This is a genomic window from Vibrio kasasachensis (genome assembly GCF_050337565.1).
GTDB lineage: Bacteria > Pseudomonadota > Gammaproteobacteria > Enterobacterales > Vibrionaceae > Vibrio > Vibrio kasasachensis.
Map to the genome: position 1 here is coordinate 324,069 of NZ_JAKJTB010000011.1, position 21,983 is coordinate 346,051.

22 protein-coding genes are annotated in these 21,983 nt (G+C 44.2%); 14 read left to right on the forward strand and 8 right to left on the reverse strand.

Features of this window, described 5'->3' with window-relative positions; all coding sequences use genetic code 11:
* The first annotated feature begins 32 nt into the window (after window positions 1–32).
* Window positions 33–242, forward strand: a complete 210-nt coding sequence (locus L4C38_RS08370) for a DUF3283 family protein (protein ID WP_428797080.1) — start codon at window positions 33–35, stop codon at window positions 240–242.
* A gap of 84 nt (window positions 243–326) precedes the next feature.
* Complete coding sequence (locus L4C38_RS08375; protein ID WP_428797081.1) at window positions 327–1,043, forward strand: YebC/PmpR family DNA-binding transcriptional regulator; 717 nt, start codon at window positions 327–329, stop codon at window positions 1,041–1,043.
* A 124-nt stretch (window positions 1,044–1,167) separates the two neighbouring features.
* Here L4C38_RS08375 and L4C38_RS08380 read toward each other — a convergent pair whose 3' ends face one another.
* Both L4C38_RS08380 and L4C38_RS08385 read right to left on the reverse strand, forming a co-directional pair.
* Complete coding sequence (locus L4C38_RS08380) at window positions 1,168–2,679, reverse strand: hypothetical protein (RefSeq protein WP_428797082.1); 1,512 nt, start codon at window positions 2,677–2,679, stop codon at window positions 1,168–1,170.
* The gene (locus L4C38_RS08385; RefSeq protein WP_428797083.1) at window positions 2,672–3,268 is read right to left on the reverse strand and encodes a chromosome partitioning protein ParA; all 597 of its coding nucleotides are present in this window, start codon (window positions 3,266–3,268) and stop codon (window positions 2,672–2,674) included. The genes L4C38_RS08380 and L4C38_RS08385 overlap by 8 nt, the downstream gene beginning before the upstream one ends.
* A 658-nt stretch (window positions 3,269–3,926) precedes the next feature.
* Between L4C38_RS08385 and hpaC the strand changes: the two genes are divergently transcribed.
* Window positions 3,927–4,433, forward strand: coding sequence for a 4-hydroxyphenylacetate 3-monooxygenase, reductase component (hpaC, locus tag L4C38_RS08390; protein WP_428797084.1), 507 nt, complete (start codon window positions 3,927–3,929; stop codon window positions 4,431–4,433).
* Between the two features lie 121 nt (window positions 4,434–4,554).
* On the opposite strand, the gene hpaR is transcribed toward hpaC, so the two are convergent.
* The 4 genes from hpaR to L4C38_RS08410 form a co-directional block, all read right to left on the reverse strand.
* Entirely contained in the window at window positions 4,555–4,980 is a 426-nt protein-coding gene (gene hpaR, locus L4C38_RS08395) for a homoprotocatechuate degradation operon regulator HpaR (RefSeq protein WP_428797085.1), read from the reverse strand.
* 177 nt (window positions 4,981–5,157) lie between these two features.
* On the reverse strand, window positions 5,158–6,456 hold the full coding sequence (locus tag L4C38_RS08400) for a TRAP transporter large permease (protein WP_428797086.1): 1,299 nt from the start codon (window positions 6,454–6,456) through the stop codon (window positions 5,158–5,160).
* Window positions 6,457–6,984, reverse strand: coding sequence for a TRAP transporter small permease (locus L4C38_RS08405; protein ID WP_428797087.1), 528 nt, complete (start codon window positions 6,982–6,984; stop codon window positions 6,457–6,459).
* A gap of 5 nt (window positions 6,985–6,989) precedes the next feature.
* Entirely contained in the window at window positions 6,990–8,015 is a 1,026-nt protein-coding gene (locus L4C38_RS08410) for a TRAP transporter substrate-binding protein (protein WP_428797088.1), read from the reverse strand.
* A 479-nt stretch (window positions 8,016–8,494) separates the two neighbouring features.
* Here L4C38_RS08410 and hpaH point away from each other — a divergent pair, with 479 nt between their 5' ends.
* The 9 genes from hpaH to L4C38_RS08455 all read left to right on the forward strand — a co-directional run bounded on the left by hpaH (window position 8,495) and on the right by L4C38_RS08455 (window position 17,038).
* Window positions 8,495–9,298: a 2-oxo-hept-4-ene-1,7-dioate hydratase gene (gene hpaH / locus L4C38_RS08415; RefSeq protein ID WP_428797089.1), complete on the forward strand. Its 804-nt coding sequence runs from the start codon at window positions 8,495–8,497 to the stop codon at window positions 9,296–9,298.
* Between the two features lie 9 nt (window positions 9,299–9,307).
* Window positions 9,308–10,111, forward strand: coding sequence for a 4-hydroxy-2-oxoheptanedioate aldolase (gene hpaI, locus L4C38_RS08420; protein ID WP_428797090.1), 804 nt, complete (start codon window positions 9,308–9,310; stop codon window positions 10,109–10,111).
* Window positions 10,112–10,144: 33 nt separating this feature from the next.
* Window positions 10,145–10,792: a fumarylacetoacetate hydrolase family protein gene (locus tag L4C38_RS08425; protein ID WP_428797091.1), complete on the forward strand. Its 648-nt coding sequence runs from the start codon at window positions 10,145–10,147 to the stop codon at window positions 10,790–10,792.
* Window positions 10,789–11,556, forward strand: a complete 768-nt coding sequence (locus L4C38_RS08430) for a fumarylacetoacetate hydrolase family protein (protein WP_428797092.1) — start codon at window positions 10,789–10,791, stop codon at window positions 11,554–11,556. The genes L4C38_RS08425 and L4C38_RS08430 overlap by 4 nt, the downstream gene beginning before the upstream one ends.
* A gap of 19 nt (window positions 11,557–11,575) precedes the next feature.
* Window positions 11,576–13,096, forward strand: coding sequence for a 5-carboxymethyl-2-hydroxymuconate semialdehyde dehydrogenase (gene hpaE / locus L4C38_RS08435; RefSeq protein WP_428797093.1), 1,521 nt, complete (start codon window positions 11,576–11,578; stop codon window positions 13,094–13,096).
* A gap of 94 nt (window positions 13,097–13,190) precedes the next feature.
* The gene (locus L4C38_RS08440; protein ID WP_428797094.1) at window positions 13,191–13,589 is read left to right on the forward strand and encodes a 5-carboxymethyl-2-hydroxymuconate Delta-isomerase; all 399 of its coding nucleotides are present in this window, start codon (window positions 13,191–13,193) and stop codon (window positions 13,587–13,589) included.
* 42 nt (window positions 13,590–13,631) lie between these two features.
* A complete protein-coding gene (locus L4C38_RS08445; RefSeq protein WP_428797095.1) occupies window positions 13,632–14,594 on the forward strand; it encodes an AEC family transporter in 963 nt (320 codons plus the stop codon).
* Window positions 14,595–14,728: 134 nt separating this feature from the next.
* A complete protein-coding gene (gene hpaD / locus L4C38_RS08450; protein ID WP_428797096.1) occupies window positions 14,729–15,586 on the forward strand; it encodes a 3,4-dihydroxyphenylacetate 2,3-dioxygenase in 858 nt (285 codons plus the stop codon).
* Between the two features lie 3 nt (window positions 15,587–15,589).
* The gene (locus tag L4C38_RS08455; protein WP_428797097.1) at window positions 15,590–17,038 is read left to right on the forward strand and encodes an NAD-dependent succinate-semialdehyde dehydrogenase; all 1,449 of its coding nucleotides are present in this window, start codon (window positions 15,590–15,592) and stop codon (window positions 17,036–17,038) included.
* 42 nt (window positions 17,039–17,080) lie between these two features.
* On the opposite strand, the gene hpaA is transcribed toward L4C38_RS08455, so the two are convergent.
* Window positions 17,081–17,962 (reverse strand): 4-hydroxyphenylacetate catabolism regulatory protein HpaA, encoded by an 882-nt coding sequence (gene hpaA, locus L4C38_RS08460; RefSeq protein WP_428797098.1) that lies wholly within the window; start codon window positions 17,960–17,962, stop codon window positions 17,081–17,083.
* A gap of 192 nt (window positions 17,963–18,154) precedes the next feature.
* Between hpaA and L4C38_RS08465 the strand changes: the two genes are divergently transcribed.
* Both L4C38_RS08465 and L4C38_RS08470 read left to right on the forward strand, forming a co-directional pair.
* Window positions 18,155–19,327, forward strand: coding sequence for a p-hydroxyphenylacetate 3-hydroxylase oxygenase component (locus tag L4C38_RS08465; RefSeq protein WP_428797099.1), 1,173 nt, complete (start codon window positions 18,155–18,157; stop codon window positions 19,325–19,327).
* Window positions 19,328–19,591: 264 nt separating this feature from the next.
* Entirely contained in the window at window positions 19,592–20,161 is a 570-nt protein-coding gene (locus tag L4C38_RS08470) for a copper resistance protein NlpE (RefSeq protein ID WP_428797100.1), read from the forward strand.
* A 96-nt stretch (window positions 20,162–20,257) separates the two neighbouring features.
* Here the strand turns inward: L4C38_RS08470 and L4C38_RS08475 are convergent, their stop codons facing one another.
* Window positions 20,258–21,919, reverse strand: coding sequence for a methyl-accepting chemotaxis protein (locus tag L4C38_RS08475; protein ID WP_428797101.1), 1,662 nt, complete (start codon window positions 21,917–21,919; stop codon window positions 20,258–20,260).
* Window positions 21,920–21,983: the final 64 nt, after the last annotated feature.

Genomic DNA, 21,983 nt, shown 5'->3' on the forward strand with positions numbered 1-21,983 from the left:
CGCTTTGTATTTTTTTGGTTCGAGATCTTACTATGTCGGTGAATTTGTCGTTGCTACCCGCAAGCGAGAAGAATAAGGTTGAGCTAGATAAGCAAGCCTCATTTTTGGTGTGGAAGCTTAAAGAGGCGAAATCAGGTCCTGAAGTAATTGTTCAACAAGCTAACCAATTAGTCGATGAAGCCGAACGCACTTGGTTCATGCAAAGTGTTGATAAATACAAACGAATGATGGGCATCGCGTGACCCAAAGCGATGAGGCAAAATTGAAAAGCCCTCATTTTTTGCTAAAATCCCTCGCATTAAATTGAAATTAGAGAGAACGTCCCAATGGGAAGAAGTTTTGAAGTGCGCAAAGCCTCAATGGCGAAAACAGCAGGCGCAAAAATTAAAGTTTATTCCAAGTACGGTAAAGAAATTTACATGAGTGCAAAAAATGGTGGTCCAGATCCAGACATGAACTTGTCTCTGCGTCACCTGATCACGAAGGCGAAGAAGGACCAAGTTCCTGCGCACGTAATTGAAAAAGCGATTGATAAAGCAACTGGCGGTGGCGGTGAAGATTACCAACCAGCGCGTTACGAAGGCTTCACTCCTGGTGGCGCAAGCGTTATTGTTGACTGTCTAACTGATAACGGTAACCGTACATTCCAAGATGTTCGTCAGTGCTTCGTGAAAACGGGTGCGAAGATCGGCGGTCCGGGTACTGTGTCTCATATGTTTGATCACCAAGCTGTATTCCAGTTCAAAGGTGACGACGAAGAAGCAGTGCTAGAAGCGTTAATGATGGCTGACTGTGACGTAGCTGATATTGAGCTTGAAGACGGTGTGATCACTGTTTACGCGCCTCACACAGAATTCTTCAAAGTGAAAACGGCTCTACATGCAGAGTACGCAGACTTGACTCTAGACGTTGAAGAAATCACGTTTGTTCCACAGACTTATACTGAAATCCCAGCGGATGATGCTGAGAAGTTCCAGAAGTTCCTTGATCTTCTAGATGACTGTGATGACGTTCAACAGGTATACCATAACGCTGAAGAATAATTTCGGCGTTAAAAGATAAGAAGGGCTTCGCTATGGCGAGGCCCTTTTTTTGTAAGATGTCCAGTCCTGAAATAGGCTTATGCAATGGAGACTATTTTCAAAACAATGAGTTAGATATTTATTCCTAATGACCCTCGCAATATTTGCTATCCAAAAAAGAACTAAGTATAAATGTTCCAGACAATTCCGAGTTGCCTAAATAATCTTGTTCTTGTTTGGAATATATTTTTTGGTCGGCAACTAGGTCGATAAAGGTTCCGAATCCAAGGCAACTAGCATATCCATCATCGTATTCAGGGCTGGCATCGTATTCATGATTGACCCAAGTTTCACCATAACGATCAATTACTTTCTTAGTGACTGTCATATCCAATGGTGACCTAAGTCTTTTTATATTTGAATAATCTGCAAACAAGAAAGAGGTATTGCTTGGAATCGTACTTGTTTTAGCTTCATTTTCATGCAAACTATAGCAAGAATTAATAGTTACCTCATCAATATTAACCTCATCATCTTTGAGTGAAAAAGGGAGTGTTTGAATATTTTTTTTCGGAACTAGGTAGCGCGACAATCGACGTAAACTATTAGGTCGGTATTGAGCATATTCATCTGGTCGATCATATTTTAAGTGTAAGTCTTCTTTACTATCAACAAAAGAATATTGAGGTGTGTCATGTTGAGACCTAAAATTCGGGCTATACTCATATTCAATTTGAAATAAGAAATCTTCCATATCTGGCTTTTGTAAGTTAGAAAATGATTTTCCCACGGATGTTTTAAGCATACTGATGGATTTACTGGATGAAAGATAAATTTCAATTAATCCATGTCCAGTCATGTCTTTTTCTGTTATTGCTGCCACAAAGTTAGAAAATGGTACGGAAACGATGCCAGTCAATCGAAGCCCATTAATAACATGGTCATTGTTTGATAATATGTAGTCGCCATTGGTAATATATGATGCTGGGGCTATGTGAATTACCTCTATATTGGAAGTATCATAACCCCGTTGAGATAAAACATAGTCAAAAGACTCATTCATCCATAAATTTCCCTGCGAATGCGCAATATAAATCAGTTTCTTTCCTTTCCATGTTTTAGTGTCGTTGATTAAATTGTGCTTCATACGAACTTCTGCAGTATTTGGTGTGCTACCAGAGAGAGTTGCTAATAATTCTAAAAAACTACTGATGGTGAAGTTCATATACTGACTAAATTCTTCATGAAGAAACACAAAAAAACCAGCATATATACTTTCTATCTTTTTAATAATGCTGTGGTTTTTTTGTCCACTTATAATATACCAGAATCCCTCCCAGCGATTAAACTGTTCACTTTGCATTTCTTTAGTTCGTTGATCAAAGGTTTCTGCGAAGTCGCCAAGTACATTAATCATGCCTTCATCAATATAAGAATCGTTGTAGAAAAGTTGATATTCGACGTGCTCCCCATTATAGCTATCAATATTAATAGTCGATTTAAGTTTATACCTACCATTTCTTGCGTCATCAATTGTGGTTGCGACACCATTAAAAAAACCAATCGTATAGCCTTTTATTTCACATGAGTTGGCATTGATTTTAGGTGGAAAGAATAAAAGAAAAAATGGAATAATAAATACTTTAATACTATTCACAATATTGCTCCTCATGCGCGAGAGCAGTAGATATTGTTCCATCAAGAATGCGGTTGTAAGCCAAATATGCCATGGTGCGCGCTTTAGTATTGTAGGTTAACGCTACGATTGTTCTTGAGGTATCAATTATGTCATCAACTGAAATTCCTAGAAACGCTTTACAGGCGATAACTTTGTCATATTTTCGGCTAATTTCCAAAGCTATTCTGGCGTTTGCATCGCTCTTATCACTGAAGTCATAATTTAAGTTTTCTTGTTGATAATGGGCATTTTGTTTAAGCACATTACGAACCGGCTCTGTGATTTCCAAAGCGTCAATAAAGGCTTCAATGTCATCACGTATCCCATTGTTGTTTCCATCAGGACCAGTTAATGACTCACTTCGGTCAAGCAGATGCTCGAAGTTTTCATAGATAACTCCAAATTGGTCATCAATTGTGGGTTGAGCTTTTAGCTCTTGGATCAGCTCGGGTGTTTTTTCTATGACGACAGGGGCGATTGGGCTCGGGGGAGGGGAAGACGTCTTGTCTTCAGATGAGGTTTTACACCCCGCGAGGAGCAGTATAAAAACCAAACAGAGTTTATTCATGATGCGTATCCTAGGTGTTTGTCATTATACCCGTCATACTTGAAGTTGCAGCGGTGTTGGCTGTGTTCGTGCGCCCCAATCACATAGTTCACCTATGCTCAGGGAACTTTCTTACTTGCCGCCTACCTGCATCTTCAAGTTTCTTGGGTAATAGATAGCATCGAAATTATGCGTGAAATGATGGTTAATCAATGGGATGTGTTGATTGGCGTTTTCTTTTTAAGTGAAGATAGAGTGAGCTAATAAAACTCAAGATTAAATAGGGAAAAAATTCTTGTTTGTAAGAAACCAAGGATGCTATTGAATATAACTCCCCAAATAACGGCATATTAATTAATGGATTTAATGCTGTGAGTTAGTGCCTTCTAGTGCTGTATTTGAATTATCGGCTTACTAGGATGCAGCACCAGATAAACCACTGTCTCAGACACTAGCTGAATAGGTAACGGAGAACGAGGTGGTACAAAAACATCCAATTTCTTCTCATTGCTAGCCAGCAGGTATTGGTTAATTAAGCCACGAAAAGTACAAGCGATTAAAAGAAGAGTCTATGTTTTCGACCGTGAGAGTCAGTCACTATAGTGACGTAAATTGATGAGGCTTTAAAAAAACCATACCAAAGAAGCCCTCGCATAAGTCAGCTCATAAGGAAGATAACATGTCTCTACAACAGGATTTTCGTAACGCTATGTCTAAACTCGCTGCTGCGGTTAGTATTGTCACCACAGGTGGCGAAGCTGGCACTATAGGCATTACTGCGACAGCCGTATGCTCAGTGACGGATACACCGGCTACAGTGCTTGTGTGTGTCAATCGCAATAGCGCTTCTAACGAGATCATCAAGAAGAATGGCAATGTATGCATTAACGTTTGTGCTAGTGAACATCAAGAAATGTCGATGCACTTTGCGGGTATGACAGGGCTTTCAATGGAAGAGCGATTCCAACTAAAAGGCTGGCAGAAAAACGCAGATACAGTACCTGTTTTGAAAGGAGCACTGGCAACATTAGAAGGCAAGGTAGCTTTTATAGAAGAAGTAGGCACTCACTCGGTGTTTTTCGTTGAATTGCATACTATTCGCACTGAAGATAAAGATGGTTTGATCTACTTTGATCGCGAGTTTAAGTCTGTAGACGCGAAGGCTCCAATTGCCGAAGTGGCTTAGTTGGAGTGGCTAAGTGATAGCTCATCGGCGTTTCCGCTGTAAATGGCGCTATGACATCAGTTAATCATTAGATATAAAAACACCCACGAGAGTGGGTGTTTTTATATCTCTAGAAACTTGCCTATTTGGTCGGCAGTTCGATCAATTCATTGAGTAATTGCGAAAGCTGCTGATATTTTTTCTCACCTAACGCTTTCTTAAGCGCTGTGTATTGTTGTTCTATTTGTGGTCTTAACTGCTCGACTAGCGCTTGGGTCTTATCAGTGATATGGATATAGAATTGACGACCATCATGCGGTGATTTTTGCTTGGTTACAAAACCTTGTTTCTCTAGGCGGCTAATAATACCCGTTAAACTTGGGCTCAAAATACACGTCTCTTGAGAAAGGGTTGAAAAATCGGTTGGACCTTTCGATTCAAGCACACGCAACACTCGCCATTGTTGCTCTGTGAGATCATTCTCTGCAAGAACAGGACGAAAGTATTGCATTGCAACATCTCTAGCCTTAATTAGCTGAATTGGCAGAGAATTTTCGTATTTAGTCATTGAGCTAACCTTGTTTATTATTAAGCCAATAATATTGCAGGATCATGCGACTCATCCGTTGGGCATCCCTAGCTATAGGCTACTACAAAACATGGCTACGTCTTATAGTAATTTGTTTCGTCTTATGATGAATAGATAAAAAAGGCTCCTAAATGTTCTAAGGAGCCTAAAAGGCAGTTAATAGAGCATGTTTGGCAAATACAGCGCAATCGCGGGTATCATCACAATCAGTGCTAAACGAACCATATCAGCGACCCAAAAAGGAAGGACGCCTTTAAAAATGGTTGCGGTATTGATGTCTTTTATTAGCCCGGAAAGGACAAAAACATTCAAACCGACAGGCGGTGTAATTAAACTGATTTCAGTGACCACCACCACGATAATGCCGAACCAAATTGGGTCAAAACCTAGCTCTACCACAACAGGGAAGAAAATCGGTACCGTGAGTAGCATCATCGACATGCTTTCAAAGACACAGCCAAGGATGATGTATATTAGCAAGATAATGCCGAGAGCCATCATTGGCGTGACATTGGCAGTTTGGATCAAATCAACCAGCGCGGTCGGTAAGCCTGCTCGGTTAACGAAGTTAGACAAAATCAGCGCGGAAATAACCACCGCGAAGAGAGACGCTGATGTTTTCGCGGTATCAATCAAAATTTCGCGCAACACGGTGTAGTTTATCTTGCCGCGAACTGCTGCCAATGCAAATGCACCACAAGCACCAATACCTGCCGCTTCAGTAGGCGTAAATGCGCCTATGTAGATGCCACCCATAACGATGACGAACAGCAGCAAGGTTGAAAAAATCCCTTTCAGAGCCACTAGGCGATCTTTCCAACTCACTCTTTCGCCCGGTGGCGCACTTTCTGGTTTGCGCATCACAACCCATTGTACCGCCGCGAGATAGAGACCAATACCGAGTAAGCCAGGTAAGAAGCCAGCAGCGAATAGCTCTCGGATGCTACTTTCAGTCAATAGACCGTAGATCACCAGCATCACGCTGGGTGGGATCAAAATCCCAAGAGTACCACCAGCCGCGATAGACGCAGAGGCTAAGCCATCTGAATAGCCATATTTTCGCATCGGTGGCATTGCAACTTTAGACATGGTTGCAGATGTTGCAAGGCTTGATCCACAAATGGCGGAGAAGCCACCACAGGCTAATATGGTTGACATAGAAAGACCACCGCGGCGATGCCCGACAAAGGCATTACAGGCCCGATAAAGCTCGTTAGAGATGCCCGCTTTGGTGACAAAGTTCCCCATCAGGATAAAGAGTGGAATGACCGAGAGTCCGTAGTCTTGACCGGTATCAATGATACGTCGCGCCGCCATCGACATCGCGGCTGTCCAGTTGTAATCATTGATATACCAAAATCCAACAAACCCCACGACACCCATAGCAAACGCGAGGGGCAAGCGCAGCAAGATCAGTGTGATCAATACTGTAAAACCAATAATTGACTCAATCATCTAAGCCTCCTTGCTTTTGATGCTTACGTCTGAAGAAGAGTCAGTACGAGAGAAAAGTTTTTTGGTGTAGTAGCCAGCATTAAACAAAGTCAGCGCACCACCAATAAAGCCAGTAATAGCGATGAGGTAAGTAACAAACCCAAGTGGTAATTCAAGTATCTCTGTCACTTCTTCATATTCCATTGAGCGACCTGCGAGCTTCCAGTTTGTTGCAGCGACTAAGATCAGTGAGCAAGAACAGATCAGGTTAATCACTATTTGACGTATACCTACCCATTTACTGGGGAAGTAGTTGTCTAAAAGGTCAACGCAGATGTTTTCTTCTTGCCAAGAGACCAAAGGAAATGCCATGAACACCATTATTGCTAATAGCACTTCAACCATTTCAGTTGAGCCCATAATAGGGGCATTGAATAGGTTTCGCGCCGTTACATCAGCAAAGGTGATGACCATCATCAGGAATAGACTCAAAGCAGCGAGGGAGCCAAGCCCTCGCTCTATGGTCTTAGCGAAACTAAAACCAGTCATAGGCTTTACATCCCTTGCTCTAGTTGAGCATTAAAGTATTGATAAGCTTCCGGACCATCCACTTTGCGCTTCTCAGCAACTTTGTACCAATCGGCAACCAACGGCTCGCTTGCTTGTTTAAGCTGTGCCAGCATCTCTTTAGATGCAGGTGTGAAGGTGTGACCAGATTCAAGTGCTTGTTGGTAAGCATTTTGATCGGCGTTGTCCCACATTTGGCCAAATAGGCGTGATAGCTTTTCACCCGACACTGCGCGGATTGCCTCTTGATCTTGTTTGGAAAGATCAGCAAACGTATCGCGGTTCATGATGATCGCGAAGCTACCGCGGTATAAACCCCCAGGAATAACGAGCGTGTTATCCGCTACTTCCGCTAAACGAAATGAGCTAAGTGCCTCAAATGGTAAGTAAGCTCCTTCTACAACACCTTGTGATAGAGATTCATACACCTTGGTGGTAGGGATAAAAACGGGCGTGACCTTCATGTCTTTTGCCATGGTAGAGATAACCCCACCGCCAACACGAATTTTCTTACCTTCAATGTCATCGAGTGAATCAACAGGCATTTTGGTGATTAGTTGACCCGGACCATGAACACTCAAGCCCATTACTTCAACTCCACGGTGTTCGCGACCATTTTTTAGGTACTTATCAAATGTGCGCCAGTAAGCCTGTGACATTAACTCAGAGCTGGTTCCCTCGATAAATGTTGGAATTTCTGGTAGTTGAGTCAATTTGAAACGACCGGCTTTATGCCCATGAAAAATCCAAGTTACATCGCCTATGCCATCGGTAACCACATCGATTTGAGTATGTGGAGGTGCAAGATCGTATTCCACTTTTAAAGTCACACGACCTTCTGTTGCTTCTTCAATCCACTCGCCCCAAGTTGGCCATACTACTTTGTTGATGCCATGGTTTGGCGAGCCCCAAGTGCTGACTTTAATTACTTTCTCTGGTGCTGCATTGGCTGACATTGATCCCATGAGTAGCAGAGCGGATGTCGTAATGGCGGCGATTTTATTTAGTCGCATAACGCTAGTCCTTTTTCGTTCACGTTAGATTGGATTGCTCACTGAGTGAGTCGTTTGAATATTTACTTAATATATTAACTAATCACGAAGAAATGCAACGCGAATTGTTAATAACGTGTGTTGCAAATACTTAATATGTTAATTAGATCAATAATTGGCAATTAATTTCTCTAATTCCTCGCAGTTTTCATGGTTTTTACTATCTAAACGCTCACTAGACAGGCTTGTTTTAGTGATGCTGGTCACTGTATTTGTGTAACTATCTAAGTCTCCTTTCATTTAAAAAGCTACTTATCTATATATCTATTTGTTTTGTATGATTAATTTCACTTGTTTTGCAAAGCTGGACAATAGTTAACATATTAAATAAAGTATTTAACATATTAATTAAATGTTGCGAGAGACTGCTCAGATTAGAGCGCGATAAATAAAGCAAAAATAGCTCGCGTCATGTCGGTACAAAACAAAAGGAATACATAATGCTAACAAAGGAACAGTTGCAGAATGCCGCTGAAAGGCTGTACCACGCAGAGAAACAGCGCGAGCAAATCTCCGCTTTAACTCTGGAATTTCCAGAAATGACCATGGATGACGCATATAACATTCAGAGTGAGTGGGTAGGGCGTAAAGTTAGCGAAGGTGCTGAAGTAAAAGGTTACAAGATAGGGTTAACTTCGCGAGCGATGCAAATGGCAGTCAATATTGATCAGCCAGACTATGGCGTGTTACTTGATGAGATGTTTTTTCCAGATGGCGCCCAGATCAAAGCGGATGACTTTCTTGACCCAAGAATTGAAGTCGAACTGGCGTTTGTACTAAAAGACAAACTGGAAGGTGACAATGTCACTATTTTTGATGTACTTAACGCAACAGATTACGTTATCCCTGCGCTAGAGTTGATTGCGGCGCGTTGTCACCGTACTGACCCAACGACCGGTTATACACGCAAAGTGTATGACACCATTGCCGATAACGCGGCGAATGGCGGCATCATTCTTGGGGGCCGCCCAATCAAACCGACCGAAATGGATCTGCGTTGGGCTGGGGCGATGCTCTACCTCAACGGTCAAATTGAAGAGACGGGTTTAGCGGCGGGCGTATTAGGGCACCCTGCCAACGGGATTTGCTGGGTATGTAAACGCTTTGCCCCGCATGGTGTTTCTTTAGAGCCGGGGCAGGTGATCCTTGCAGGCTCCTTTACTCGCCCTGTCGCGGTGAAAGCAGGCGATACGATTCACGCTGATTTTGGGCCACTGGGTGGCGTTTCGGTTAATTTCGTCTAGGGGAAAATGATGCTACCAATCAATCAATTCAAACAACAGCTCAACCAACCCGCGCCGCTTTGGGGACTGTGGTTAGGGCTGCCCGATACCAGCTGCGCAGAAATCTGCGGTAGTGCCGGTTTTGACTGGGTGCTTATTGATGGCGAGCATGCCTCGTTTGATCTCACCAGTATTAAGCTTCATCTTCAAGCGCTCGCTGCCCATTCGGCTTCGCCTATTGTACGAGCTGAAGAAGCGAATCCGACCTTAATTAAACGCCTATTGGATATCGGTGCCCAAACTTTGTTGCTGCCGATGATCAACACCCAGCAAGAAGCTGAATTGGCGGTACAAGCGGCGTTTTATCCACCGATTGGTCAACGTGGTATCGGTGCTGCTTTAGCGCGCGCATCACAGTGGAACCGAATTCCGCAATATCTACAGCGTGCCAATGAAGAGGTGTGCGTATTGGTGCAAGTTGAAACCAAACAAGCCATTGAAAACATCGAGCAAATAGCCTCTGTTGAAGGCATTGATGGCATTTTTATTGGTCCATCGGATCTGTCTGGTTCAATGGGGCATATCGGTAATCCTTCTCATCCAGAAGTGGTCGCAGCGATCGATCACGCGATTGATGTCATTCAAGCATCAGGTAAAGCGGCCGGCATTTTAAGTTTGGATCCGCAACAAGCGCAGCAGTACGCCAAGCGTGGGGTGAAATTTATAGGTGCCGGAGTGGATACCTTGCTGCTTAGAGCCGGGGCGGAGTCGTTAGCCAACCAGCTAAAACAACCGCAAGCCGAGCCAGCGAAATTCGTTGATAACGTTTATTAAATTCAATTAACTACTGATAAGTAGAGAGTAAAAATGAATACACAACTACAAGGAAAAGTGGTGTGCGTAGCACTGAATGATTCGCAGCAACTTGACGCGATGCAGTCTACTTTTGAACAGGCACCATATAAAGCGATGCCAACTCAACCGGTACTCTATTTCAAGCCGCACAATACTTGGAACCATACTCAGGCTGCTATCGCCTATCCAACAGATGATGAACTTGTTGTCGGTGCCAGTGTTGCCTTAGTGATGGGTAAACAGTGCTGCCGCGTCAATGCAGCAAGCGCAATGGACTATGTGGCGGGTATCGCGCTACTACACGACTTTTCGCTACCTGAGAACAGCTACTACCGCCCAGATATCAAAGGTAAGTGCCTTGATAACTCTGCCACGCTCAGTGACGCGGTGATGGTGTCTGATATTGGTCAATTGCAGCAACAAACCTTACAAACGTTTGTTAATGACCGACTAGCGCAATCTCTGCCATTAGCAAACCTTCAACGCTCTGCCGAGCAACTTATCGAAAGCATTTCACACATTATGACCTTAGAACAAGGCGATGTGATTGCGATCGGTTTTGCTGGGGAACGTACCCCGCTATCACAGGGTGATGAAGTTCGCTCTCAATTGGGTGAATCAATCAAACTGCACAATAACGTTGAAGGAGCAACTGCATGAAACGCGCACGTATTGAATACATGGGAGATGTGTTGTCCGTTGTTATTAACGATGGTGGCAATGCGCTAACACAAGATAATCAAGAGATCCCTCAAGGGCAATTTACTTGGCTATCTCCAATCGAAAACCCAGGCACCATTTTCGCTTTGGGTTTGAACTATGCGGATCATGCTTCAGAGCTGGCGTTTGAGCCACCCAAAGAGCCACTGGTTTTCCTAAAAGGTAGTAATACTTTAACCGCTCATCAGCAGCCTTCTTACCGCCCGAATGATATTGAGTTTATGCACTATGAATGCGAGCTGGTGGCGGTGATTGGCAAAGAAGCTAAGAATATCAAACGTGAACAAGCCCTTGAGTATGTCGACGGTTTTACCATCTGTAATGACTACGCGATTCGCGACTACTTAGAGAACTACTATCGCCCAAATCTACGCGTGAAAAGCCGAGATTCACTATGCCCTTTGGGTCCTTGGATTGTCGATACCGCTGATATTAAAGAACTCGATAACCTCAAGCTGACCACTCATGTGAATGGCGAGCTAACTCAAGAAGGCAATACCTCTGACATGATTTTTGATGTGCCATTTTTGATTGAGTACCTCAGCAGTTTCATGACGCTTAAACCGGGTGATTTGATCGCGACAGGCACACCAAAAGGGCTGAAAGACATTCACCCGGGTGATGTAGTTCGCTGCTCAATTGAAGGCATTGGTAGCTTGGAAAACCCAGTGTTATCAGAAAATGAATTTTACGCGCGTCGCTAAGCATTAGAAGGAAATGATCATGGCTCAACAGTTAGAACTTAATCAAAAAACCGCAGAGCAGTATTTGGCACGCTTTCGCGATAACACTTTAGGTCACTTTATTAATGGTGAGTGGACGCTTGGCTCACAAGGTGACACATTTGATAACCTCACTCCAACCGACAATACCTCGCTGGGTAAAGTGGTCAAAGCCTCAGTGGCAGACGTTGATGTTGCTTGTAATGCGGCGCAAAACGCTTTCCAAGCTTGGGCTGACATTTCAGGTGCTGAGCGTAAAAAAATCCTGCATAAATTAGCGGATAAGATTGAAGCGCGTGCAGAAGAAATTGCGTTAGTTGAGTCGATGGATTGTGGTCAGCCACTGCGTTTTATGCGTCAAGCTGCGATCCGTGGTGCGGCGAACTTCCGTTTTTTTGCTGATAAGTCACCAGAAGCGAAAAATGGCTTGTCACTGCATCAAGATACACACACTAACTACACCATTCGTACCCCAATTGGTCCGGTTGGGGTTATCACACCATGGAATACACCCTTCATGCTTTCAACATGGAAGATTGCTCCTGCTTTGGCTGCGGGCTGTACCGTGGTGCACAAACCCGCTGAATTTAGCCCATTAACTGCGGCTATTTTGGCGGAATGTGCTGAAGAAGCAGGGCTGCCTAATGGCGTATGGAACATGGTCAATGGTTTTGGCGAAGTGGCAGGTAAAGCACTGACCGAGCACAAAGCGATTAAAGCGGTCGCATTTGTTGGCGAGACGGTGACTGGTTCAATGATCCAAGCGCAAGGCGCACCGACTCTGAAACGTGTTCACTTTGAACTGGGCGGTAAAAACCCAGTAATCGTATTTGATGATGCGGACTTTGAGCGCGCGTTAGATGCAGTGGTGTTTATGATTTACAGCTTAAATGGTCAGCGTTGTACTAGCTCAAGCCGTTTGCTGATCCAAAACGGTATCAAGCCTAAATTTATCGAAGCGTTAAAGCAGCGTGTTGAATCTCTGCAAGTTGGTCATCCATTGGATCCTGAGACGGAAGTGGGCCCGCTGGTCCATCAATCTCACTACAACAAGGTATTGAGCTACATGACTGCGGCACAAGAAGATGGCGCGACCATCGCCGTTGGTGGTAGAGCATTGCCTGAGAAAGGTAATGGTAACTACCTAACGCCAACCCTGTTTACTGACGCAGATAACACCATGCGCGTAGCTCGTGAAGAGATCTTTGGCCCTGTGCTGACTTGTATTGGCTTTGACAGTGAAGAAGAGGCGCTAGAAATCGCTAACGATACAGAGTATGGCTTATCTGGTTACATTTGGACTTCAAATACTGGGCGTGCAATGCGCATGGCAACCAAAGTGGAAGCGGGAATGATATGGGTGAACTCCGAAAATAACCGTAACCTACCTTCGCCGTTTGGTGGGGTGAAAATGTCGGGTGTTGGCCGTGATGGTGGTGATTGGAGCTTTGATTTCTATATGGAAACGAAGAACGTTTGTATTGCTCATGACATTCACCAAGTCCCGAGCCTCGGTAAGTAATAGAGTTAGACAATCACGTTGATATCTATTCGTTACGATACGGGTAGAGGAACAATTCGGGCTGTTAGTCTTGAGCCCGAAAAGGAGCCAAACCATGCCACATTTTATTATGGAATACTCACCTAACGTCGAGCCTGACGTAGACATTCCAGCATTGATGCAAGTGATCCATCGCGAAGCGATCGCCACTGGCGTGTTCCCTAAAGGGGGGATTCGTACTCGCGCAGTCAAGTGTGATTACTATCTAGTCGCTGATGAAGATCCGGATAACCGCTTTATTCACCTGACCGCTAAAGTCGGTGTGGGGCGGGATATGGATACGCTCAAACAAGCTGCGCAACGGGTATTTGATGTCTATTGTGAATTTCTCAAGCCAACGTTTGAAAAACACTATCTAAGTATTGGCTTTGAGATGATCGAGCTTCATCCGCAATTGAATTTTAAGAAAAATAATATTCATCAAAAGCTGGCGCAACAAGCGTCGGGTTCATAGCAGTATTTGTGATGTTATTTTTCGCTCATAAGAGGAACGCGGATGTCGGTTGATCAGCTTAGCTATGTCGTCATGACCATATTGCCAGTATTTGTGGTGATTGGTGTTGGCTACCTTGCGTTTAAGCGTCAAATCATCCCGCAAAATGGACATAAAGCTCTGGCGGCGTTTGTGTTTAATTTTGGTCTGCCAGCAGCCATTTTTAGTGCACTGAGCAGTAAATCTCTCAATGAAATTTGGCATGCGGATTACGTGATCGCGTATACCTTGGGCTCTCTGCTCGCCTTTGCGCTGGTGGCGCTCTATGCGATGCTGAAGCTGAAAAAAACCGCCGCGCATGCGACGATTTTAGGTCTGGGTGGCAGTTTTTCCAACAGTTTACTGATTGGATTTCCAATCATTTACTTTCTATTTGGCAACAAAGCCTTGATCCCATTTTCACTGACATTGGTGGTGGAGAACTTGATCATGCTTCCGCTATTGCTAACGCTAGCGGATGTCTCAAATCGTCAAACCCACATTAATGTCTGGGCCAAGTTGACTGAGACACTACGTAACTTAACCAAAAATCCGATTGTATTGTCGATAGTGCTGGGGATGGCTTGTTCTGGTTTGGGTATCACCACCCCCGATACCGCAACGCGTATTATCGATATGCTGGCTAGCACAGTCACTGGTGTAGCGCTGTTTACCATTGGTGGCGGATTGGTTGGGGTTAAGTTATCTGGTATGCGGCAAGAAATTAGCTTGGTGATGCTGTCTAAATTATTGCTGCACCCGCTGATGGTTTTATTGCTGATGCTGGGCTGGTTTGAACTGGACCCAACCATGAGCGCGGTGGCGGTGATTTTAGCCAGTATGCCGATGTTTGGTGTGTATGCGGTGATAGGTCAAAAATACGATCTTGGCGCAATGTGCGCTGCGGTTTTGTTGCCGACCACGATAATTGCCATGTTAACCGTAAGCTTAGTGACAACCTTAACACTGATGATATTTAGCCACTGATTCAATCTTTGCAAGCAAAGTGAGTAATTACTAACCAATAACCATGCATTCAAGCAATAACATAGCTTCAAGGACAAAATTAGCCTCTAGGAAGCAACACAAAATAAGAATGCAGAACTCAAAAGGAAATGAAAATGGGTAAACTTTGTATCGCAGCGAAAATTACGCATGTCCCGACCATGATCATGTCGCAGCAGCCTGGGCGTTTGTTTGGCTGCCGACAAGCCGCGATTGATGGGCACAAGGAAATCGCCAAGATGGCGAAAGAAATGGATGTTGATACGATTATCGTATTGGACACTCATTGGCTGGTTAATGCCGGTTACCACGTTAACTCAAACGATGCGTTTACCGGGAAATACACCAGCCATGAATTCCCACATTTTATTCAAAATTTAGAATACCAATACACGGGTAATCGCGCTGTAGGTGATTTGATTGCAGAAAAAGCCACTGAGAAGGGAGTATTTACTCTCTCACATCAAGTAGATTCTCTTGATCTTGAATATGGCACCTTGGTACCGATGCGATTTATGAATGAAGATAAGCACTTCAAAGTAGTATCGGTAGCCGCTTGGTGTACAGTTCATAGTATCGAATCATCTCGTATTCTTGGCAAAGCGATCCGCGAAGCGGTAGAGCAGAGCGATAGCCGTGTAATGTTGTTGGCATCAGGGTCATTATCGCACCGTATTTGGGATAATGACGAGTATGAAGCCAACAATGGCACCTTCACTATTTCGAAAGAGTTTAACCGTCAGGTTGATTTGCGAGTGCTTGAACTGTGGAAAAATCGTGATTACAAAACGTTCCTTGAGATGTTGCCAGATTATGCTGCGCTGTGTTCTGGGGAAGGTGGCATGCACGATACTGCAATGCTGTTCGGTGCGTTAGGTTGGGATGAATACCAAGGTGAAAGTACCGTGGTAACTGAATACTTCCCAAGCTCAGGTACTGGGCAAGTTAACGTGGTTTTTGAAGTTACGGAGTAAAGTATGCAGCTAAAGTATCCTGCATTGTTTCAACAGCAATGCTACATCAATGGGCAATGGCTAACGGGTGGTGAAGTAGAAGCAATCACTAACCCATCGAATGGTGAAGTTATTGGTCATGTGCCCACTATGGGGCAAAATGAAGCCGAGCAGTGCGTGGATGCAGCACATAAAGCCTTTAGCGAGTGGAAGCTGACCACGGCTGATCATCGTGCCAATGTTCTACGCAAATGGTATGAGCTTATGGTTGAGCATAGCGATGATTTAGCCACTATTTTAACCCTTGAGCAAGGTAAGCCATTTTCTGAAGCCAAAGGTGAAATTGCTTATGCCGCCAGTTTTGTGCAGTGGTATAGCGAAGAAGCTCGCCGTGCTTACGGCGAGATGATCCCTAGCCATAGACCCAATGGCAAAATCGTAGTGACTAAAGAGCCAATTGGTGTGGTAGCGGCGATTACGCCTTGGAACTTTCCTGCGGCAATGATCACCCGTAAATGTGCCCCTGCCTTTGCGGCGGGTTGTGCGATGGTGTTAAAACCTGCGCCGGAGACTCCATTTACTGCCTTAGCGTTAGCCAAATTGGCAGAAGATGCTGGGTTACCGAAAGGCTTGTTTAATGTGGTAACTGGTGACGCTATTGCCATTGGTGGTGTGTTTACCGCAGATAAACGGGTGCGCAAAGTCTCTTTTACTGGCTCTACCAATGTCGGTAAAATTTTGATGAATCAGTCGGCATCGACGATCAAAAAAATGGCGCTGGAGCTGGGCGGCAATGCACCATTTATTGTCTTTGACGATGCGGATATTGATGCCGCTGTTGAAGGCGCAATGATTGCTAAATTCCGTAATGCTGGGCAAACCTGCGTGTGTGCTAATCGCTTATTTGTTCATGACGCTGTTTATGATCAGTTTGCGCAAAAACTGGCGCAAAAGGTTAAAGCACTGAAAGTTGGTGACGGCTTTGCTGACAATGTTGTAATTGGACCGCTTATCAACGCGGGTGCGGTAGCAAAAGTGCAAGCGCATGTTGAAGATGCCGTCGCTAAGGGGGCTGAGGTTTTATGTGGTGCTTTTGCTAAGGATGGTGGGCTGTTTGTTGACCCATTCGTTTTAACGCAAATGACCGATGACATGCTGGTGGCACAAGAAGAGACCTTTGGTCCGTTGGCACCGCTGTTCCGTTTTTATGATGAAGCCGAAGTGATTGAGCGTGCGAATGATACCGAATCAGGTTTGGCGGCTTATCTCTATACTCGTTCACTTGGCCGAGCTTGGCGTGTTGGCGATGCACTTGAAGTGGGGATGGTCGGAATTAATGAAGGGCTGATTTCAACCGCGGCTGCGCCTTTTGGTGGTGTTAAAGAGTCAGGGCTAGGTCGCGAGGGCTCGCGTCATGGCATGGAAGAGTACCTAGAGATGAAGTACATGTTTATGGGTGGTCTTGACCAATAGACGCGCCTTTGCTGGCGTATTTCCCTTAATCTAGAGACAGCATTAGCTGTCTCTTTTTTTACGCTCACGAAATTCTGAAGCGGTTTCGCCAGTTTGTTTTTTAAAGAATCGAGCGAAGTAGGCTGGGTCGTGATAGCCCAATTCATACGCCACTTTTGAAACCGGCATCGAGGTGAGTAGTAACAAACGTCGTGTCTCTTGCATTACCCGCTCGGCTACGAGTCTTTTTGACGATAATCCACTGATTCTTCGACAGATATCATTCAGCCTTGCTGTGGTTAGCCCTAACGTTTTTGCGTATTCCGGTAGGGTTAAATGTTGCTTGTAATGGGCTTCAATCAGTTGGTTAAAACGGTTGAATACGTGGACATCATTATTGCGAAATGCTGCAGTAACCGGTTGAGTGTTGGCATGGCGTAGCACTTCGATTAACGCGAGCTGTAGCAATGCTTGGCTGGCGACGTCACTCATAAACTGTGGGTTGTGTTGCTCGCTAACTAACATTTCTAGCTGACTAATCAATGGCGAGCCTTTATCTAGCTGAGTACAAAACGGTTGTAGCGCGGTTGATGCAACGTCATTACGCCCTATTTCTATATCCAGTAAACGCCAAACTAACGGCTGGCTCGCTGTGATCACAAAGCCATTGGCATGATCATCAGTAACAAAGGAATGAGGGACTGTCGGTGGGGTGAAAAATAGCGTCGTACCGGTTTTAAAGTAGTGTGCTTCATCCAGTAATACGTGGGTTGTGCCTTCTAAAATACAATGAATTTGGTAGTAACGGTCATGGTAGTGGGTGGGCATGTTGCGCCCAAAAAACAGCGCTAAACTATCTAACCTTTCAATGTGGAACTCACTATTGTCATAGCGAGAGTCATAGACCTTACCGATATCTAAGTTGGGAATGGGAGCCGCTTCCATTAGAACATTTCCTCCATGACGATAAGCATCTCAACAATGATCTAACTAAATTATAGTTAACATATTAGCTATACCCATGAAAAGTGCAAGTGAATGTAAGTAACATCCATTTAACACTAAGAGCAGAGTGGTAATAATGAGTTCATCGCCCAATTAGAAAACTACAACAGGGCTTACCGTCAAAAGGAATCGATGATGAAACAACATAATCCTCTACTTGAAAAGCTACAGCCTCTATTGCCAATAATTGCCAGCAACGCTGCACAGGCAGAACAAGACCGAACACCACCAGAAGAAAACATCCGCTTGCTGCGTGAAATTGGCTTTTTCCGTGCCTTTCAGCCTAAAGCTTACGGTGGATTAGAAATTTCATTACCTGAGTTTACGGATTGTGTTGCTGCGTTGGCTGGTGCATGTGGCGGTACTGCTTGGGGCGCAAGTCTGTTAGCAACGCATAGCCACCAGATGGCGATGTTCTCAAAACAAGCTCAAGAAGAATTTTGGGGGACTAACCCAGAGGCAACCGCCAGCAGCAGTATTGCCCCATTTGGTAAAACAGAAGAAACCGAAGGTGGTGTGATTTTTAATGGTGACATGCGTTGGAGTAGTGGTTGTGACCATGCAGATTGGTCGATTCTTGGTTTCAACCGTTTTGATAACGAGGGTAATAAAGTCTACTGCTTCGGTGTTGTGCCGCGTCATGAATATAAAATAATTGATGATTGGCATTCTGCTGGGATGAAATCAAGCGGTACTAAGACTCTGGAGTTGAGAGATATCTTTATTCCAGAACACCGCATAGAAACCGCAAAAGGTATGATGGAAGGGCATTCTGCCGGTTTTGATCTGTACCCTGGGAGTGATATTTTCTATACACCTTATCGCCCATACTTCGCGTGTGGCTTTGCTGCCATTAGTTTAGGTATTGCTGAGCGCATGTTAGAAGTTTTCAAAGAGAAGCAGAGAAATCGTGTACGTGCCTATACGGGGGCGAATGTGGGAGTTTCAACACCAGCATTAATGCGTTTAGCTGAGTCTGCCCACCAAGTTGCGGCAGCGCGTGCCTTGCTAGAGAAGACTTGGCAAGACCACAAAGAGCATGGTGAGCGTAAAGAGTACCCGAATGCAGAGACATTAACTAATTGGCGCACCAATCAAGCCTACGCTGTGAAGATGTGTATTGCAGCGGTGGACCGATTGTTTGAAGCTATGGGTGGTATGGCTTGGTTTAGTGATAACGAAGGGCAGCGTTTATTCCGAGATTCACATATGACAGGTGCACATGCGTACACTGATTATGATGTATGTGCACAGATTCTCGGTCGTCAGTTGATGGGGTTAGAACCTGACCCAAGCATGGTGTAAATAAACGAAAACCTCGTGTTTGAATTAGAGAGAACCAACAGTTATGACACTGAGCGACTGTTGGTTTTTTTGTTTCAGTAGCTAAAGTCGAAATGAGTAGCAGAGTTCGAGCCGCTAATTACCTATTAATTAAAGACAAATATTTCACTCGTTTTAAGTTTCCTGACAAGTGCAGATCAGTAACTTGTGTTTATTCTGACGTAAAAGTCCAAAACGATTCTAATATTGAGAAACAATATCTGATTAGTTGACTAAGGAATGAAGATGAATAAAACGCTATTAATACTCACCAGTACCGTATTCGTATTAGCGGGTTGCCAGGATGAAGCACCAGATAAACCTCTTTCTCAAACACCACCTGAACAGGTAACGGAGAGTGAAACTGTTAAAATTACAGAAGGTATAGAAACGGTTGAGTCTCAAGCGGTGGCAACTATTTCAGCGGCAAGTAGCACTGAGGTGCGAGTTGATACCCCGCAAGAGTCAGATCAACAACGTTTGGAGCATAGTGCCCGCAACTCATTAGATTGGGAAGGTCTCTACATGGGAACGTTGCCATGCGCAGATTGTTCAGGCATTGCTACGTCATTAACACTGAATTTTGATGGTACTTATGTTTATGAGCAAAATTATTTGGGTAAAGGCAAAGAAGGCGAATACAAATCCACCGGAGAGTATATTTGGAACAGCAAAGGCGATACGGTGATGCTGTCTAAACAAGATGATTCGCAACAATTTTTTGTCGGTGAAAATGTATTAATGATGCTCGATGTTGACGGTAATAAAGTGCAAGGTGAAATGGCGCAGAACTACAACTTGGTGCAACAGGAGTAGTTGTTCTCAAAAATAAAAAAAGTGACCATCGGTCACTTTTTTTATTTGGATTGAAGCAGTATGCCGTTGGCGATATAGCTCCATTCCCTATACATTTTACACTGTAAAGCGATTGACCAAGGTATACAGCTCATTCGCTCGGCTATTTAACTCTTGGCTACCAGAGCGGTTCTCGTTGGCCAATGCGGCAGATTGAGAACTTTGATCGGAAATTATCACGATTCGTTGAGATATTTCCTGTCCAACTAAGCTTTGTTCTTCCGTTGCTGTTGCAATCAATGAGTTCATATCCATGATAGTGGCAATCGAGTGTTGGATTTTAATCAGTGCTTCCGCGGCTGCATTGGCCTCATTTACAGTATCAGAGCTGCGGGACTGACTGCTTTCCATTGCTTTTACTGCATCATCTGAGGCTGATTTCAACTGCTGAATCATTTGATGAATTTCACCAGTACTTTCTTGGGTACGGCTAGCCAATTTACGAACTTCATCTGCAACAACCGCAAAACCACGACCCTGTTCACCAGCGCGTGCGGCTTCAATCGCGGCATTAAGCGCCAATAGATTGGTTTGCTCTGCGATGTCTTGAATCACCTCAAGTGAAGATGAAATATTTTGCACATCACCTTCTAAGCGGGAGATAACATCAGTTGCTTTTTGTACTTCGTCAGCCAGCGCGCCTACGGAGTTGGCAGCAGAGTTAACGATCTGCTGTGCTTCAAGTGCATTGTCATCAGCTTCCTTCGCCGAGTCCGCTGCTTGGCATGCGTTGTTGGATATTTCTTGTGCGGTGGTGGTCATTTCCGTCATCGCGGTTGCCACTTGCTCTGTCTCTTCACGTTGACCAGTCGCCAATTCATCGACTTGTGCAGCGCGGCTTGACATATTGCTGGTCTCCGAGACCACTTGTTGTCCAACACTACTGACGTTGCTAATAATATTTTGTAGGCTTTCAACAAAAGTGTTGAAGTTTCTACTTAGTCGCGCGTATTCAGGCGCTTTGAATGGCTCCATGCGTGCGGTTAAATCGGCATCACCATCAGCAAAGGACTGAATGGATAGATCAAACTGTTCCAACGGCTTCATTATTGAACGGTTAACCGTGATGGCGAACATTGCAACAATTAGTGAAATGGCAAAGCAGAAAACTGCAATTGCTATCAATGTGTTTTCTAAGGCTTTGTTGGCATTGGTATGCATGTCGGCGATGACGGCATCAACATCATCGGTATAAAATCCGGTACCTAGCATTAAATCCCACTCAGGAATGTAGACAGAGTAGCTGAGTTTCGGTAGGGCTTTGGTCTCACCGGGTTTTGGAAAGTAGTAAGTGGTGTAGTCACCTGTTTTGGCATTGGCAATAAGTTCACGAATAATGTAATTGCCTTGTTTATCTTGCAAGCCAAAGAAGTTCTCACCAATACCTTTCGTGTTTTTTCCGATGACAATACGAATACCTTTAGAGTCATAACCGAAGATATAGCCATTGTCGCCATATTCTAGTTCTCTTAGCGTAGGAAGTGCTTCTTCTAGAGATGCCCCACGATCAAGAAAGGGTTGTACGGCTGATTTTGCCATCTGCACGTAAGTTTTTAGTTCAGATTTTTTCTGTAACATCATCGTACTGCTTGTGACTTCTACTTGCTGAGTAGTTAGCTTGGTCGTCTTCACATAAGAGACCCCCATTACTCCAATAGCAATCAAAAGCAAAGGTACAAATGACAATATATAAAGACGAGTTTTTATAGTTAGGCTCATATTACTCTCTGCGGTTAGTTATTCTACTCAGTACATACATTGCGCATATGTATTGTTATCTTTT